The organism is Gemmiger sp. An50, from assembly GCF_002161595.1.
GTDB lineage: Bacteria > Bacillota > Clostridia > Oscillospirales > Ruminococcaceae > Allofournierella.
In genome coordinates this window covers 108,949-124,751 of sequence record NZ_NFID01000005.1, presented here as the reverse complement: position 1 = coordinate 124,751, position 15,803 = coordinate 108,949, and the positions used below count along the sequence as shown (strand labels likewise).

Below are 15,803 nucleotides of genomic sequence, written 5' to 3'. Positions count from 1 at the left end.
CGCCGGGGCCATTTTTCCATGGCCCCGGCCTTGCCCGTGAAATGGGCGGTATAAGGAGGAACAAATGGAAAAGAGCTTTTCTGCCAGCTACGCTGCCGCCGGTGTGGACATCACCGCCGGTTACAAGGCTGTGGAACTGATGAAGCAGCATGTGGCCCGCACCGTGATCCCCGGCGTGATGGGTGGTCTGGGCGGCTTCGGCGGTCTGTTTGAGCTGGACTGCACCAATATGCCCCACCCGGTTCTGGTCAGTGGTACCGACGGCGTGGGCACCAAGCTGAAAATCGCCTTCCTGATGGACAAGCACGACACCGTGGGCATCGACTGCGTGGCCATGTGCGTGAACGACGTGGTCTGCGCCGGTGCCAAGCCCCTGATCTTCCTGGATTACATCGCCTGCGGTAAGAACGTGCCCGAGCGCATTGCCCAGATGGTGGCCGGTGTGGCCGAGGGCTGCGTGCAGGCAGGCTGCGCCCTGGTGGGCGGAGAGACCGCCGAGATGCCCGGCTTCTACCCGGAGGACGAGTACGACCTGGCGGGCTTCACCGTGGGCGCCGTGGACAAGAGCAAGATCCTGTCCAACGAGGCCATGGTCCCCGGCGACGTGATCATCGCCCTGCCTTCCTCCGGCGTGCATTCCAACGGCTTCTCTCTGGTGCGCCGGGTCTTTGACCTGGAGAACCATCCCGAGGTGCTCAAGGAGTACCACGAGGAGCTGGGCTGCACCCTGGGCGAGGCCCTGCTGGCTCCCACCCGCATCTACGTGAAGCAGGTTCTGGCCGTGATGGACCAGATCGCCGTGAAGGGCGTGTCCCACATCACCGGCGGCGGCTTCTACGAGAACATCCCCCGCAGCTTGAAAGCCGGCTGCAAGGCCGTCATCAAGAAGGAGGACGTGCGCACTCCCGCCCTGTTCGGCTTCATCCAGAAGGCGGGCAACATCCCCGAGCGTGATATGTTCAACACCTTCAACATGGGCGTTGGCATGATTCTGACCGTAGCCAAGGAAGACGCGGACAAGGCCCTGGCCATCCTGAAGGAGCAGGGCGAGGACGCCTACATCCTGGGCGTGATCGGCGAAGGCGAGGGCGTGGAGTTATGCTGAACATCGCGGTTCTGGTCTCCGGCGGCGGCACCAACCTGCAGGCCATCCTGGACAGCCAGGCCCGGGGGGAAATCCCCCACGGCCGGGTGAGCCTGGTGGTGGCATCCAAACCCGGCGTTTACGCGCTGGAGCGGGCCGAAAAGGCCGGTGTGCCCGGCGTGGTGGTGCGCCGCAAGGATTACGAGAGCAGCGAGGCCTTCGACGCGGCCCTGCTGAACGTTCTCGAGGAAAACCACATCGACCTGGTGGTGCTGGCGGGCTTTCTGTCCATTCTGGGGCCCAGCGTCATCGCCGCGTACCCGGAGCGCATCCTGAACGTGCACCCCAGCCTGATCCCCAGCTTCTGCGGCGAGGGTTTTTATGGCCTGCGGGTGCATGAAGCGGCTCTTGCCAAGGGCGTGAAGGTGACCGGCGCCACCGTGCATTTCGTGAACGAGATCTGCGACGGCGGCCGCATCCTCAAGCAGAAGGCCGTGGAGGTGCAGCCCGGCGATACCCCGGAGATTTTGCAGCGCCGGGTGATGGAGCAGGCGGAATGGATCATCCTGCCCGCTGCCATTGCAGAAGTCTGCGAAGAATACGATAAGTAAATTAAAATCTTTATCATACGATTTGGAATATGGAGGCCAAGATGGAACAGCTGGATCTGTACAAACTGGTGAACGAAAACGCCTACCCCGGCCGGGGCATCGTGCTGGGCCTTGCCCCCAGCGGCAAGAAGGCGCTGATCGCCTACTTTATCATGGGCCGCAGCGCCAACAGCCGCAACCGTGTGTTTGACCCGGTGCCCGAGATCGGCGGCATCCGCACCCTGGCGGCCGACCCCGCCAAGCTGGAGGACCCCAGCCTGATCATCTACAACCCGGTGCGCACCGTGGCGAATGCCCACATCGTGACCAACGGCGACCAGACCGACACCGTGTACGAGTTCATGGCCCGCGGCGAGCGCTTTGAGGACGCCCTGCGCACCCGCACCTTCGAGCCGGACGGCCCCAACTGGACCCCCCGCATCAGCGGCCTGGTGGAGCTGGAAGAGGGCAAATGCAGCTACAAGCTGTCCATTCTGAAGAGCGCCGACGGCAACGGCGAAAGCTGCCGCCGCTACTTCTTCGAGTATCCCATCCCGGTAGCGGGCGAGGGCCACTTCATCCACACCTACAAGTGCGACGGCAACCCCATCCCCAGCTTTGAGGGCGAGCCCGAGAAGGTCGCCCTGCCCGAGGAGGCCGAGGAGCTGGCCACCCGCCTGTGGGAGAACCTGAACGAGGACAACAAGGTCAGCCTGTTCGTGCGGGCCATCGACCTGGCCACCGGCGAGACCGAAGACGTGATCATCAACAAGTACGACGCTGTTTGCGACGAAGAATAAGGGGGAGAACGATACCATGACCGAACTGGAACTGAAATACGGCTGTAACCCCAACCAGAAGCCTGCCCGCATCTTCATCAAGGAGGGCGAGCTGCCGGTGACCGTTTTGAACGGCAAGCCCGGCTACATCAACTTTCTGGATGCGCTGAACTCCTGGCAGCTGGTCAAGGAGCTGAAAACCGCCACCGGCCTGCCCGCCGCCGCTTCCTTCAAGCACGTTTCCCCGGCGGGCGCGGCCCTGGGCCTGCCCCTGGACGACACTTTAAAGAAGATGTACTTCTGCGAGGGCCTGGAGCTGAGCCCTCTGGCCTGCGCCTACGCCCGCGCCCGCGGCGCCGACCGCATGAGCAGCTTCGGCGACTGGATCGCCCTGTCCGACGTGTGCGACGAGAGCACCGCCAAGGTCATCCAGCATGAGGTGACCGACGGCATCATCGCCCCCGGCTACACCGACGAGGCCCTGGCCATCCTGAAGGCAAAGCGCAAGGGCAATTACAACATCGTGCAGATCGACCCGGACTACGTGCCCGAGCCCATCGAGCGCAAGCAGGTCTACGGCATCGTGTTCGAGCAGGGCCGCAACGAGCTGAAGATCGACGAGTCCATGCTGGAGAACCTGGTCACCGACAACAAGACCCTCACCGACGAGCAGAAGCGTGACCTGATGCTCTGCCTCATCACCCTGAAATACACCCAGTCCAACAGCGTGTGCTACGCTCAGGGCGGCCAGGTGATCGGCGTGGGCGCCGGCCAGCAGAGCCGCATCCACTGCACCCGCCTGGCGGGCAACAAGGCCGACATCTGGCAGCTGCGCCATCATCCCAAGGTGCTGGCCCTGCCCTTCCGGCCGGATGTGGCCCGCCCCAACCGGGACAACGCCATCGACGTTTACATCAGCGACGAGTACGAGGATGTGATCGGCGACGACGTGTGGGCCGAGACCTTCACCGAGCAGCCCGCCCCCCTCACCGCTGAGGAAAAGAAGGCCTGGCTGGCCCAGGTGAAGGGCGTGGTGCTGGGCAGCGACGCCTTCTTCCCCTTCGGCGACAACATTGAGCGCGCCCGCCGCAGCGGCGTGGAAGCCATCGTGCAGCCCGGCGGTTCCATCCGGGACCAGCAGGTCATCGACACCTGCAACAAATACGGCATCGCCATGGCCTTCTGCGGCATCCGGCTGTTCCACCACTAAGCGGCCCGGACCCGCGCCGCACAAATTTGTGCGTTGGGCTTTTTGCCCTGCCGCGATTTTGTTATAATATAAGACGGAACCGCGCTATTCCAGGCGGTGGAACGCGTCAAAAAATTTTTTGTGAGATGAACCAAAAAGCACAGCCAATCCTTGGTGGATTGGCGAGCATTTTTGGAAAATATCACGGAAAATTTTGACGTGGGCCGCCGCCTGAGCCATAAGGCGTGAATGGCGTGGGGGCGTCTCGAGCCAGACGACCATAAATTTGCGTTCAAAGGCCGTCTGGCTTTTTGAATGCTCCACACTTGCCTGCATGGAACGAAAGAGGGAATCAAGCGCATGAAAATATTGGTTGTGGGTGGCGGCGGCCGTGAGCACGCCATCGTGAAAAAATTGAAGGAGAGCCCCCTTTGCACCGAGCTGTGGGCGGCCCCCGGCAACGGCGGCATCGCCTGCGACGCAAAATGCAAGAACATTCCGGCCACCGACATCGAGGCCCAGGTCGTCTTTGCGAAGGAAGAGGGCTTTGACTATGTGGTGGTCGCGCCGGACGATCCGTTGGCTCTGGGCCTGGTGGATAAGCTGGCCAAGACGGGCATCCCGGCCTTCGGCCCCAGCGCCGCCGCGGCCCGCATCGAGGCCAGCAAGGTGTTCAGCAAGGACCTGATGAAGAAGTACGGCATCCCCACCGCGAAGTACGAGGTGTTCACCGAGGCCGACGCGGCCATGGCCTACATCAAGGCCGAGGGCAGCTATCCGGTGGTCATCAAGGCGGACGGCCTGGCTCTGGGCAAGGGTGTGCTGATCTGCGGCAATGAAGCCGAGGCCGAGACCGCCCTGCACGAGATGATCGACGAGAAGAAGTTCGGCGCATCCGGCACCCGGGTGGTGGTGGAGGAGTTCCTCACCGGCCCCGAGGTGAGCGTGCTGGCCTTCGCCGACGGCGAGACCCTGAAGCCCATGGTTTCCAGCATGGACCACAAGCGCGCGCTGGACGGCGACGAGGGCCTGAACACCGGCGGCATGGGCACCATCGCCCCCAACCCCTGCTACACCCCCGAGGTGGCCGAGGAATGCCGCAAGCAGATCTTCGAGCCCACCATGAAGGCCATGCAGGCCGAGGGCTGCCCCTTCAAGGGATGCCTGTACTTCGGCCTGATGATCACCCCCAAGGGACCCCGGGTGATCGAGTATAACTGCCGCTTCGGCGACCCCGAGACCCAGGTGGTGCTGCCCCTTCTGGACAGCGACCTGCTGAAAATCATGCTGGCCTGCACGAACGGCACCCTGGCGGACACCGAGGTGAAGTTCAAGGATGAGAGCGCCGCCTGCGTGATTCTGGCCAGCGGCGGTTACCCCGAGCACTACGAAAAGGGCAAGGAGATCACCGGCCTTGTAGACGGCCAGGTGCCCGGCAGCGACGTGGTGGTCTACCACGCCGGTACCGCCGAAAAGGACGGCAACCTCGTGACCAGCGGCGGCCGCGTGCTGGGCGTGAGCGCCACTGCTCCCACCCTGGAAAAAGCGCTGGAAAAGGCCTACGCCGCCAGCGAGCAGATCCATTTTGACAAGCTGCACAAGCGTGCCGACATCGGCCGCCGTGCCCTGAACGCCTTAAAAGGAGAGTGAACCCATGGTATACCGCATCTATGTGGAAAAGAAGAAGGGCTTTGACCACGAGGCCCAAAACCTGCTGGGCGAAGTGCACGGCCTGCTGGGCATCCAGTCGGTGACCGGCCTGCGCATTCTGAACCGTTACGACGTGGAGGGTGTGAGCGAGGAGCTGTTCCGCAGCTGCATCCCCACCGTATTCAGCGAGCCTCCGGTGGACGACACCTGCGACCACTGCCCCGAGGCGGACGTGGTGTTCGCGGTGGAATACCTGCCCGGTCAGTTTGACCAGCGGGCCGCTTCCGCCAGCGAGTGCATCCAGCTGATCAGCCAGGGCGAGCGCCCCACCGTGCGCACCGCCCGGGTGTATCTGATCACCGGCAACCCCACCGAGGCGGAGCTGGCTCAGATCAAGAAGTACGTCATCAACCCGGTGGAGGCCCGCGAGGCCAGCCTCTCCCGCAAGGATACCCTGCAGATGGAGTACCCCACCCCCAGCACCGTGGAGACCCTCACCGGCTTCTGCGCGCTGGATGAGGAGGGCCTGGCCAACTTCGTGAAGGAGAAGGGCCTGGCCATGGACGAGGCGGACATCGCCTTCTGCCAGAAATACTTCCAGTCGGAGCAGCGGGACCCCACCATCACCGAGATCCGCATGATCGACACCTACTGGTCCGATCACTGCCGTCACACCACCTTCGGCACCATTCTGGACGAGATCGAGATCCGGGACGTGCAGGTGCAGAAGGCCTTCGACCATTACCTGGCCATGCGCAAGGCGGTGTACGCCGGCCGCAAGAAGAACATGTGCCTGATGGACCTTGCCACCATCGGCGCCAAGTATCTGGCCAGCATCGGCAAGCTGAAGAACCTGGACGAGTCCGAGGAGATCAACGCCTGCACCGTGAAGATCAAGTGCGACGTGGACGGCGAGGAGCAGGACTGGCTGTATCTGTTCAAGAACGAGACCCACAACCATCCCACCGAGATCGAGCCCTTCGGCGGCGCGGCCACCTGCATCGGCGGCGCCATCCGTGACCCCCTGTCCGGCCGCAGCTACGTCTACCAGGCCATGCGCGTGACCGGCGCGGGCGACCCGCTGGTTCCGGTGAGCGAGACCATGGCGGGCAAGCTGCCCCAGCGCAAGCTGGTCACCACCGCCGCCGCCGGTTACTCCAGCTACGGCAACCAGATCGGTCTGGCCACCGGTCAGGTGGATGAGCTGTACCACCCCGGCTACGTGGCCAAGCGCCTGGAGATCGGCGCTGTGGTGGGCGCGGCTCCCGCTTCCAACGTGCGCCGTGAGGTGCCCGCTGCCGGCGATATCGTGGTGCTGCTGGGCGGCGCCACCGGCCGCGACGGCTGCGGCGGCGCCACCGGCTCCTCCAAGGCCCACAAGCTGGAGAGCCTGGAAACCTGCGGCGCTGAGGTGCAGAAGGGCAACGCCCCCATCGAGCGCAAGCTGCAGCGGCTGTTCCGCCGTCCCGAGGCTACCCGCCTGATCAAGCGCTGCAACGACTTCGGCGCGGGCGGTGTGTCTGTTGCCATCGGCGAGCTGGCCGACGGCCTGGCCATCGACCTGGACGCCGTGCCCAAGAAGTACGAGGGCCTGGACGGCACCGAGCTGGCCATCAGCGAGAGCCAGGAGCGTATGGCCGTTGTGCTGGCGCCCCAGGACGTGGAGGCTTTTGTAAAGCTGGCCAATGAGGAAAACCTGGACGCCACCGTGGTGGCCACCGTCACCGAGGACCCCCGCCTGACCATGACCTGGAAGGGCAACACCATCGTAAACATCAGCCGCAACTTCCTGAACTCCAACGGCGCGGAGAAGCGCGCCCGGGTTCTGGTGTACGACTGCCAGGATTACAAGGTGAACTGGCAGGGCGAGACCCTTGCCGAGAAGATGCAGAACCTGGTCACCGACCTGAACGTGTGCAGCAAGAAGGGTCTGTCCGAGCGGTTCGATTCCACCATCGGCGCGGCCACCGTGCTCATGCCCTTCGGCGGCAAGTACCAGCTGACCCCGGCGCAGGCCATGGCCGCCAAGCTGCCGGTGAGCGGCGAGACCACCACCTGCAGCGGCATGGCTTGGGGCTACAACCCCTATCTGATGGAGAAAAAGCAGTACAGCGGCGCATACCTGGCCGTTGTGGAGAGCGTCTCCAAGCTGGTGGCCAGCGGCTTCCGTTATGAGGACGCCTACCTGACCTTCCAGGAATACTTCGAGCGTCTGGGCGACGCCCCCGAGCGCTGGGGCAAGCCCTTCGCCGCCCTGCTGGGCGCCCTGATGGCCCAGGTGGACCTGGGCGTGGCCGCCATCGGCGGCAAGGACAGCATGTCCGGCAGCTTCGAGGATCTGGATGTGCCTCCCACGCTGGTGAGCTTCGCCACCGCCATCGGCAACACCAAGAACGTCATCAGCCCCGAGTTCAAGGCAGCGGGCAGCAAGGTGGTCTGGCTGTATCCCGAGTATCAGGATAAGCTGGAGCTGCGCCCTGAGCCTCACAGCCTGAAGAAGCTGTATAAGAAGGTGGAGGGGCTGATCGCTGACCGTAAGGTGAAGGCCGCCTACACCCCCGGCTACGGCTGCGCCGCCGAGGCTCTGTTCAAGATGTGCCTGGGCAACCGGCTGGGCTTTGCCCTGGATGCTGCCCGTGACCCGGCCAGCCTGTTCCATCCCGCCTACGGCAGCTTCATTCTGGAAGTGGAGCCGGAGCTGGAGCTGGACGAGGGCGTGACCCTGGGCACCGTCACCGAGACCTACGCGCTGAAGATGGGCGGCGAGACCATCGACCTGGCCGCCCTGCAGGAGGCCTGGGAAGGCAAGCTGGAGCCGGTGTTCCCCTACCGCAAGGCGGGCGCCACCGTGGACAAGATCAGCTGCGAGGCCACCGAGCGCAAGGCTCCGGCCATCGGCATCGCCAAGCCCAAGGTCATCATCCCCGTATTCCCCGGCACCAACTGCGAGTACGACACCGCCCGCGCCTTTGCCCGGGCCGGTGCGGACCCGAAGGTGCTGGTCATCAACAACCTGAGCGCCTCGGCAGTCGCCGAGAGCTGCGCCGCCCTGACCCAGGCCATCCGGGAGAGCCAGATCGTGATGCTGCCCGGCGGCTTCTCCGGCGGCGACGAGCCGGACGGCAGCGCCAAGTTCATCACCGCCTTCCTGCGGGCTCCCTCGGTCACCGAGGCGGTGCACGAGCTGCTGCAAAAGCGCGACGGTCTGATGCTGGGCATCTGCAACGGCTTCCAGGCGCTGATCAAGCTGGGTCTCGTGCCCTACGGCGAGATCCGCCCCATCACCGCGGAATGTCCCACCCTGACCTTCAACACCATCAACCGCCACCAGAGCATGCTGGTGAACACCCGCATCGCTTCCAACAAGAGCCCCTGGCTGAGCCGCTGCAGCGTGGACGAGGTCCACACCATTGCCATCAGCCACGGCGAGGGCCGCTTCGTGGCCAGTGATGAGGTGGTGAAGAGCCTGATCGAGAACGGTCAGGTGGCCACTCAGTATGTGGACGCGGCGGGCCAGCCCACCATGGACCTGCGCTACAACCCCAACGGCAGCGTGCTGGCCATCGAGGGCATCACCAGCCCGGACGGCCGCGTGCTGGGCAAGATGGGCCACACCGAGCGCAGCGGCGACGAGCTGTACAAGAACGTGCCCGGCAACAAGTACCAGCCCCTGTTCGAGGGCGGCGTGGATTACTTCAAGCTGTAAGCCCAAAAAGAAAAGCGGGCGGGCGAGGCCTTATGCGCCCCGCCCGCCCTTTATGAGAAACCAGAGAAAGGGGAACCACTATGTCCCACGATAAATACATCTCTCCCTTCGAGACCCGTTACGCCTCCCCCGAGATGCAGTACATCTTCTCGGAGGACAACAAGTTCCGCACCTGGCGCCGGCTGTGGATCGCCCTGGCCAAGGCCGAGAAGGCCAACGGCCTGAACATCACCGACGAGCAGATCGCCGAGCTGGAGGCCCACAAGGACGACATCAACTATGAGGACGCCATCCGCCGCGAGAAGGAATGCCGTCACGACGTGATGAGCCATGTGTACGCCTACGGCCTGCAGTGCCCGAACGCCAAGGGCATCATCCACCTGGGCGCCACCAGCTGCTACGTGGGCGACAACACCGACGTGCTGGTGATGAAAGAAGGCCTGGAGCTGGTGCAGAAAAAGCTGGTGGGCGTTCTGGCCCTGCTGGCCAAGTTTGCCGATGAGTACAAGGACATGCCCGCTCTGGCTTACACCCATCTGCAGCCCGCCCAGCTTACCACCGTGGGCAAGCGCGCCAGCCTGTGGCTGAACGAGCTGTATATGGACTATGAAGAGATCACCAGCCGCATGAACGCTCTGGCCCTGCTGGGCAGCAAGGGCACCACCGGCACCCAGGCCAGCTTTGTGGAGCTGTTCGAGGGCGACTCCGCCCGCATCAAGGCGGTGGAGGCCTCCATCGCCGCCGAGCTGGGCTTCGACAAGGTGGTTCCCGTGTCCGGCCAGACCTACAGCCGCAAGGTGGACTTCCAGGTGCTGAGCGCACTGTCCGGCCTTGCCCAGAGCGCCATGAAGATGTGCACCGACATCCGCATCCTGGCCAACTTCAAGGAGATGGAAGAGCCCTTCGAGAAGAACCAGATCGGTTCCTCCGCCATGCCCTACAAGCGCAACCCCATGCGCTGCGAGCGCGTCTGCGCCCTGGCCCGCTACCTGATGGTGGACATCCTGAACCCGGCCTTCACCGCCGGTACCCAGTGGTTCGAGCGTACCCTGGACGACTCCGCCAACAAGCGTATCGCCGTGGCCGAGGCCTTCCTGGCTGCCGATTCCATCCTGAACATCCTGCTCAACGTCTGCGATGGCCTGGTGGTCTATCCCAAGGTCATCCGCAGCCGCGTGATGGCCGAGCTGCCCTTCATGGCCGCTGAGAACATCATGATGAGCGCTGTGAAGAAGGGCGGCGACCGTCAGGAGCTGCACGAGAAGCTGCGCCAGCACTCCATCGCCGCCGCCGCGCAGGTGAAGGAGGAGGGCAAGCCCAACGACCTGATCGACCGTGTGGTGAACGACGCCAGCTTCGGCCTGACCCACGCCGACATCGACGGCGTTCTGGTGCCCGAGCACTTCACCGGCCGCAGCGCCCAGCAGGTGGAAGAGTTCCTCGCCGAGGTCATCCGTCCCGTTCTGGCCGCTCACCCCGAAGCCGCCGGTCAGCACGCCGAGCTGAACGTCTGATTTTACAGGCTCAGCGGCTTCGGCTGCATAACAAAATGAAAATGACCCGCTGCCCAAAAGCAGCGGGTCATTTGTTGTGTAGGGAAGGGAACACAGCCTCAGGGACGGCAGCCCAGGGCGATGCGCAGCAGAAGGGCGTAATCGTCCAGCGAGCGGATCAGATCGTACTCGCCGCCCCGCTTGGCCCAGTCGGACCCGTGGCCCCGCACCGAGATCATCACCATGCGGGCGCACTGCTCCGGCGGGAAGGGGCAGGTGAACCTGCCGCTGGCCGCGCCCCGGATCATCAGCTCTTCCAGGATACGGCTGATGGGCCGGCTCTCGGAAAGATAGTTGCGCTTGGCGTCGTGGGCCGGTGCGCTGGTCAGACAGCGGCAGACCCCCGCGCCCACCCGCTGGCAGTAAACGCCGTAGCTGTGGATGAACCGGTCCAGATTGGCCGCCTCATCCGGCCCGAAGCGGGGGAGCACTTCCTGCTGGTAAAAATCGTCGATGCCCGCGAAAAAGGCCAAAAGCAGATCGGCTTTTTCCGGGAAATAGTGATAAAAGGTGCCAGTGGATATTCCGAGGCTGGTGCAGATGCCCCGCACGGTCAGGTTTTCGTAGCCCACCTGATCGATCATAGGGTAGATCTGTTCCAGCAGTTCCTGGCGGCGGGCATTCTTTTTGACCGCTGTCCGCATGGGGCGAGACCTCCTTTTCTGGCGCAAACGCGCATGCCGGCGCTCTGCCGGCAAACCATGAACCTATTATAGAACAATATACACAGAAAAACAAATGTTTTGTGGAAATAAATTGAAATAATATGGAAAACAAACCGCTGTGGCCTCTTTTCGGCGGAATATGCTATAATACCATACAGAAAATACGGCCCGGCCGGGCCGAAATGAGAAGGAAAGGCGGGAAAAACGATGCGGGATCTGTGCCGGGTCGATCGAAAATTGAGTGAGGAGGATGCAAAGGAGGTACTGCGCAAGGCAAGCTTCGGCATGCTGGCCACCATCAACGAGGACGGCTGGCCCTACGCCGTGCCCATGGCCTTTGCCCTGGAGGGCGACACCCTGTATTTCCATTCGGCCAAGCGGGGCCAGAAGCTGGAGAACATCACCCGGGACGCCCGGGCCAGCTTCACGGCGGTGCTCTACGCCCACAACGTGCCCGAGCGGTTCGAGGTGATCTACGCCAGCGCCATCGCCCAGGGTCAGGTGCGCATCCTCACCGAGGAGAGCGAGCGAATGGCGGCCATGCGGGCCATCTGCGAAAAATACTCCGCCGACCATGTGGACACCCCCGCCTACGAGCGCACCATGAAGGGCATGCCCGCGGTGGTCATGTTCGCGCTGGACATCCAGCAGCTGCGGGGCAAGGCCAACAAGGGCCGTCTGCTGGAGGAGAACTGAGATGCGGCTGGACAAGTTCGTTGCCCAGAGCCTGCAGCTGCCCCGCAGCGCGGCCCGCACCCTGATCACCAAGGGCCGGGTCACGGTGGACGGCCAGGTCTGCAAAAAGGCCGACACCGCCCTTTCCGGCGCGGAGACGGTGACCGCCGAGGGCAAATCCCTCACCTGCCAGCAGTTTGTGTACATTATGCTGAATAAGCCCAAGGGTGTGGTGAGCGCCAGCACCGACAAGCGGGACCGCACTGTGGTGGATCTTCTGGAAGGAGCCTTCCCCCGGCGGGAGCTGTTCCCGGCGGGCCGGCTGGACAAGACCAGCACCGGCTTTGTGCTGCTCACCGACGACGGAGCCTTTGCCCACGCCATCCTCTCGCCCCGCCGCCACGTGCCCAAGACCTACCGGGTGGAGCTGGATACCCCGGTCACCCCGGCCATGGTGGCCGCCTTCGAGGAGGGTGTGACTCTGGCTGACGGCGAAGTGATGAAGCCCGCGGGCCTCATTCCGGATCCGGAAAACCCCTATGCCGCCACCGTGGTGTTGCGCCAGGGGGTCTACCACCAGATCAAACGGATGTTCGGCGTGCTGGATGCAGGGGTCAACGAGCTGCACCGGCAGGCCATCGGGGGCCTTTCGCTGGACCCGGGCCTGGCCCCGGGCCAGTGGCGGGAGCTTTCTGCCCAGGAGCTGGCGCAGCTGGCACCCGAGCTTGCCCCGGGCGGGCAAAATGCCTGAAAATGGCTTTGCAAGGCCGTTTTTTTGCAGTTCTTTCAAAGAACTTACACAATTTTGTCGTAGGCTAAAAGGGTGCCTGGACCCGAAATTTTGGCCGGTATTCAAAATTACACAATAAATGGCAGAAAAAATCGTTGAAATATGTTGCAAAAGTATATTCCCTTGTGTAAAATATACACAGAGAGCCTGTGCAATTGTTCAAATATCACAAAGCTTATTGTGGAAAACATTACCGTCAAATAAAAGGGGAGCGTATTATGGCAAACAGAGTGTTTCAGGGTGTTGTCTACCAGATGAAGGACGCCATCAATCGGGTGGTCGGTGTGGTGGATGAGACCGGCACCGTGATTTCCTGTTCCGATCTGAATATGATCGGCGAGGTGCGGGACGGCTTTGTGGCCGAGCGCCTGGCCGGGGACTGCTTCGTCAAGGACGGCTGCAGCTACCATCAGTTCAGCTCCAACAAGCACAACGACTACGCTGTGTATGTGGAAGGCACCGACGAGACCGCCGCCCAGTTTGCCAGCCTGCTCGCCATCAGCCTGCAGAGCATCAAGCAGTACCACGACGAGAAGTTCGACAAGGCCAACTTCATCAAGAACGTGGTGCTGGATAACATCCTGCCCGGCGACATCTACGCCAAGGCCCGCGAGCTGCACTTTGCCACCGATGTATCCCGGGTGGTGTTCCTGATCCGCGTGACCAGCGGCACCGATATCTCCGCCTACGACGTGGTGAGCAGCCTGTTCCCGGACAAGCAGAAGGACTTCGTGTTCAACATCAGCGAGACCGACACCGTGCTGGTGAAGGAGATCAAGCGGGGCATCGACCAGAAGGATCTGGAAAAGCTGGCCTCCAGCATCGTGGATACCCTGTCCGGCGAGCACTACATCAAGGCCACTGTGGGCATCGGCACTCCCATCGCCAACGTGAAGGACCTGGCCGCCAGCTTCAAGGAAGCCCAGGTGGCCATGGAGGTGGGCAAGGTGTTCGACACCGAGCAGGCCATCATCAGCTACGACAATCTGGGCATCGCCCGTCTGATCTATCAGCTGCCCACCACCCTGTGCGAGATGTTCCTGCGCGAGGTGTTCAAGCAGGGCAGCATCGAGAGCCTGGACAACGAGACCCTGTTCACCATCCAGCGCTTCTTCGAGAATAACCTGAACGTTTCCGAGACCAGCCGCGGCCTGTTTGTGCACCGCAACACCCTGGTGTACCGCCTGGAGAAGATCAAAAAGCTCACCGGCCTGGATCTGCGGGAGTTCGACGACGCCATCGTGTTCAAGGTGGCGCTGATGGTAAAGAAATATCTGAGCGCCAACCCGGCAAAATATTGATCACGCGCAGGCCCCAGGGCCTGTGCCGGGCGGCGATGTCTGCCCATGGGCCGGCCGCTATGCCGCGCCGCGGTGCTGTTTTTGCATCGCGGTGCTGGTTGTTTGCGCCGGCCCTCGTTTTGTAACAGCGAAACAGCAAGCTAAAAAAGGAAAAACAGGCCGCACCGGCGGCCGTGCCGCCCGGCTGCGGGCGGCGTATGGGGAGAAAAAATGATTGTATTTGACCGCGTTTCCAAGGTGTACCCCGGGGGCAACACCGCACTGAAAAATGTGAGCCTTCACATCCAAAAAGGCGAGTTCGTGTTCGTTCTGGGCCATTCCGGCGCGGGCAAATCCACCTTCCTGAAGCTGATCCTGCGGGAGGAAAAAGCCACCAGCGGCCGGGTGTTCGTGAACGGCAAGGACCTGACCCGCATGAAGGAGAAGGACGTGCCCTACCTGCGCCGCAACATGGGCGTGGTGTTCCAGGACTTCCGTCTCATTCCCAGCATGACCGCCTACGAGAACGTGGCCTTCGCCATGCGGGTGACCAACATCCCCGAAAAGAAGATCGCCAGCCGGGTGCCCTATGTGTTCAGCCTGGTGGGCCTTTCCGAGAAAATGGACAAATACCCGGACGAGCTTTCCGGCGGCGAGCAGCAGCGTGTGGCGCTGGCCCGCGCTCTGGTGCACAGCCCCCAGCTGATCATCGCCGACGAGCCCACCGGCAACATCGACCCGGAGCTGAGCGTGGAGATGATGGAGCTGCTCAGCGCCATCAACAGCGTGGGCATCACCGTGGTGGTGGTTACCCACGAGCATGAGCTGGCCCGCCATTTCAGCAAGCGGGTCATCACCATTGACCACGGCAACGTGATCGGCGACTCCCAGAACCGGCAGGACGCCGGGGAAGATGCAGGGGAGGTGATCCTGTGAAGTGGTCCAGCTTTAAATACCTTGCCCGCCAGGGCCTTCACAACATGATCAACAACCGGCTGATGAGCTTTGCCAGCGTGGGCGTGCTCACCGTCTGCCTCATCATCACCGGCGTTGCGGGCCTGTTCACCGCCAACATGAACAGCCTGATGCTGTATCTGCGCAGCCAGAACGAGGTGGTCGTCTACCTGGACGAAAACCTGGACGAGACCGGTCTTGCCTCGGTGGACAGCGCCCTGCGCTCCATCAGCGGCCTGAAGGAAGTGACCTACGTCTCCAAGGACGAGGCCCTGGACCTGATGCGGGATTCCATGGGCGACAAGGCCGATCTGTTCGACGTGTTCGAGGGCGAGGAAAACCCCTTCCTGGCCAACTACAAGGTGGTTTTGCAGGACGTGGGCCAGATGGATGAGATCGTGCCCCAGCTGGAGAGCATCTCCGGCGTAGTGGACGTGAACGTGCCCACCGGCCTGTCCGACCTGGTGGTGAACATTCACAAGGCGGTCACCGTCATCAGCGTGGGCCTTGTGGTGGTGCTGGGCTTCGTGAGCATCGTGGTCATCAGCAACACCATCCGCCTCACCGTGTTCGCCCGCCGCAAGGAGATCAACATCATGAAGTACGTGGGCGCCACCAACGGCTTCATCCGCCTGCCCTTCTTTGTGGAGGGCATCGCCGTGGGCCTGATCGCCGGTCTGATCTCCTCGGCCATCGTACTGGGCGGCTATCAGCTGCTGATCATCTACAGCGTGGATTTCCCCGCCTTCTGGGGCGCCATCCTGAACGACGTGCTGCTGGGCATGGGTCAGGTCTGGTGGAAGGTGCTGATCGCTTTCTTGGCCTTCGGCAGCCTGATCGGCAGCGTGGGCACCGCCACCTCCATTCGCAAATACCTGCACGTATAAA

The 15,803-nt window shown here is 62.7% G+C and carries 13 protein-coding genes; 12 read left to right on the top strand and 1 reads right to left on the bottom strand.

Annotated features, from left to right (window positions below):
• The first annotated feature begins 64 nt into the window (after positions 1-64).
• From purM to purB, 7 genes are all read left to right on the top strand, one after another.
• Complete coding sequence (gene purM, locus B5G03_RS06670) at positions 65-1,105, top strand: phosphoribosylformylglycinamidine cyclo-ligase (RefSeq protein WP_087180956.1); 1,041 nt, start codon at positions 65-67, stop codon at positions 1,103-1,105.
• Positions 1,099-1,695 carry a phosphoribosylglycinamide formyltransferase gene (gene purN / locus B5G03_RS06665; protein WP_087180955.1) on the top strand — a complete coding sequence of 199 codons (597 nt, stop codon included), beginning with the start codon at positions 1,099-1,101 and terminating at the stop codon, positions 1,693-1,695. Before purM ends, purN begins: the two co-directional genes overlap by 7 nt.
• A 41-nt stretch (positions 1,696-1,736) precedes the next feature.
• Entirely contained in the window at positions 1,737-2,474 is a 738-nt protein-coding gene (locus B5G03_RS06660) for an IMP cyclohydrolase (RefSeq protein ID WP_087180954.1), read from the top strand.
• A gap of 16 nt (positions 2,475-2,490) precedes the next feature.
• Positions 2,491-3,663 carry a phosphoribosylaminoimidazolecarboxamide formyltransferase gene (locus B5G03_RS06655; protein ID WP_087180953.1) on the top strand — a complete coding sequence of 391 codons (1,173 nt, stop codon included), beginning with the start codon at positions 2,491-2,493 and terminating at the stop codon, positions 3,661-3,663.
• A 339-nt stretch (positions 3,664-4,002) separates the two neighbouring features.
• A complete protein-coding gene (purD, locus tag B5G03_RS06650; RefSeq protein ID WP_087180952.1) occupies positions 4,003-5,292 on the top strand; it encodes a phosphoribosylamine--glycine ligase in 1,290 nt (429 codons plus the stop codon).
• A gap of 4 nt (positions 5,293-5,296) precedes the next feature.
• Positions 5,297-8,998 (top strand): phosphoribosylformylglycinamidine synthase, encoded by a 3,702-nt coding sequence (locus tag B5G03_RS06645; protein WP_087180951.1) that lies wholly within the window; start codon positions 5,297-5,299, stop codon positions 8,996-8,998.
• Between the two features lie 80 nt (positions 8,999-9,078).
• Complete coding sequence (purB, locus tag B5G03_RS06640; protein ID WP_087180950.1) at positions 9,079-10,512, top strand: adenylosuccinate lyase; 1,434 nt, start codon at positions 9,079-9,081, stop codon at positions 10,510-10,512.
• A 98-nt stretch (positions 10,513-10,610) separates the two neighbouring features.
• On the opposite strand, the gene B5G03_RS06635 is transcribed toward purB, so the two are convergent.
• The gene (locus B5G03_RS06635; RefSeq protein WP_058962830.1) at positions 10,611-11,195 is read right to left on the bottom strand and encodes a TetR/AcrR family transcriptional regulator; all 585 of its coding nucleotides are present in this window, start codon (positions 11,193-11,195) and stop codon (positions 10,611-10,613) included.
• A 228-nt stretch (positions 11,196-11,423) separates the two neighbouring features.
• Here B5G03_RS06635 and B5G03_RS06630 point away from each other — a divergent pair, with 228 nt between their 5' ends.
• From B5G03_RS06630 to ftsX, 5 genes are all read left to right on the top strand, one after another.
• Positions 11,424-11,912 carry a pyridoxamine 5'-phosphate oxidase family protein gene (locus B5G03_RS06630; protein ID WP_087180949.1) on the top strand — a complete coding sequence of 163 codons (489 nt, stop codon included), beginning with the start codon at positions 11,424-11,426 and terminating at the stop codon, positions 11,910-11,912.
• Between the two features lies 1 nt (position 11,913).
• On the top strand, positions 11,914-12,642 hold the full coding sequence (locus tag B5G03_RS06625; protein WP_087180948.1) for a pseudouridine synthase: 729 nt from the start codon (positions 11,914-11,916) through the stop codon (positions 12,640-12,642).
• 257 nt (positions 12,643-12,899) lie between these two features.
• The gene (locus tag B5G03_RS06620) at positions 12,900-13,982 is read left to right on the top strand and encodes a PucR family transcriptional regulator (RefSeq protein ID WP_087180947.1); all 1,083 of its coding nucleotides are present in this window, start codon (positions 12,900-12,902) and stop codon (positions 13,980-13,982) included.
• Positions 13,983-14,192: 210 nt separating this feature from the next.
• Positions 14,193-14,897, top strand: coding sequence for a cell division ATP-binding protein FtsE (gene ftsE, locus B5G03_RS06615; protein ID WP_087180946.1), 705 nt, complete (start codon positions 14,193-14,195; stop codon positions 14,895-14,897).
• Entirely contained in the window at positions 14,894-15,802 is a 909-nt protein-coding gene (ftsX, locus tag B5G03_RS06610; protein ID WP_087180945.1) for a permease-like cell division protein FtsX, read from the top strand. The genes ftsE and ftsX overlap by 4 nt, the downstream gene beginning before the upstream one ends.
• The last annotated feature ends 1 nt before the right edge of the window (position 15,803 follow it).

Bases quoted from the DNA above. Each gene is read 5' to 3' on its own strand.
- purB (WP_087180950.1), top strand. From the start codon at position 9,079: ATGTCCCACGATAAATACATCTCTCCCTTCGAGACCCGTTACGCCTCC.
- B5G03_RS06630 (WP_087180949.1), top strand. From the start codon at position 11,424: ATGCGGGATCTGTGCCGGGTCGATCGAAAATTGAGTGAGGAGGATGCA.
- B5G03_RS06645 (WP_087180951.1), top strand. From the start codon at position 5,297: ATGGTATACCGCATCTATGTGGAAAAGAAGAAGGGCTTTGACCACGAG.
- B5G03_RS06620 (WP_087180947.1), top strand. From the start codon at position 12,900: ATGGCAAACAGAGTGTTTCAGGGTGTTGTCTACCAGATGAAGGACGCC.
- ftsE (WP_087180946.1), top strand. From the start codon at position 14,193: ATGATTGTATTTGACCGCGTTTCCAAGGTGTACCCCGGGGGCAACACC.
- purN (WP_087180955.1), top strand. From the start codon at position 1,099: ATGCTGAACATCGCGGTTCTGGTCTCCGGCGGCGGCACCAACCTGCAG.
- B5G03_RS06635 (WP_058962830.1), bottom strand. From the start codon at position 11,195: ATGCGGACAGCGGTCAAAAAGAATGCCCGCCGCCAGGAACTGCTGGAA.
- purD (WP_087180952.1), top strand. From the start codon at position 4,003: ATGAAAATATTGGTTGTGGGTGGCGGCGGCCGTGAGCACGCCATCGTG.
- B5G03_RS06660 (WP_087180954.1), top strand. From the start codon at position 1,737: ATGGAACAGCTGGATCTGTACAAACTGGTGAACGAAAACGCCTACCCC.
- purM (WP_087180956.1), top strand. From the start codon at position 65: ATGGAAAAGAGCTTTTCTGCCAGCTACGCTGCCGCCGGTGTGGACATC.
- B5G03_RS06655 (WP_087180953.1), top strand. From the start codon at position 2,491: ATGACCGAACTGGAACTGAAATACGGCTGTAACCCCAACCAGAAGCCT.
- B5G03_RS06625 (WP_087180948.1), top strand. From the start codon at position 11,914: ATGCGGCTGGACAAGTTCGTTGCCCAGAGCCTGCAGCTGCCCCGCAGC.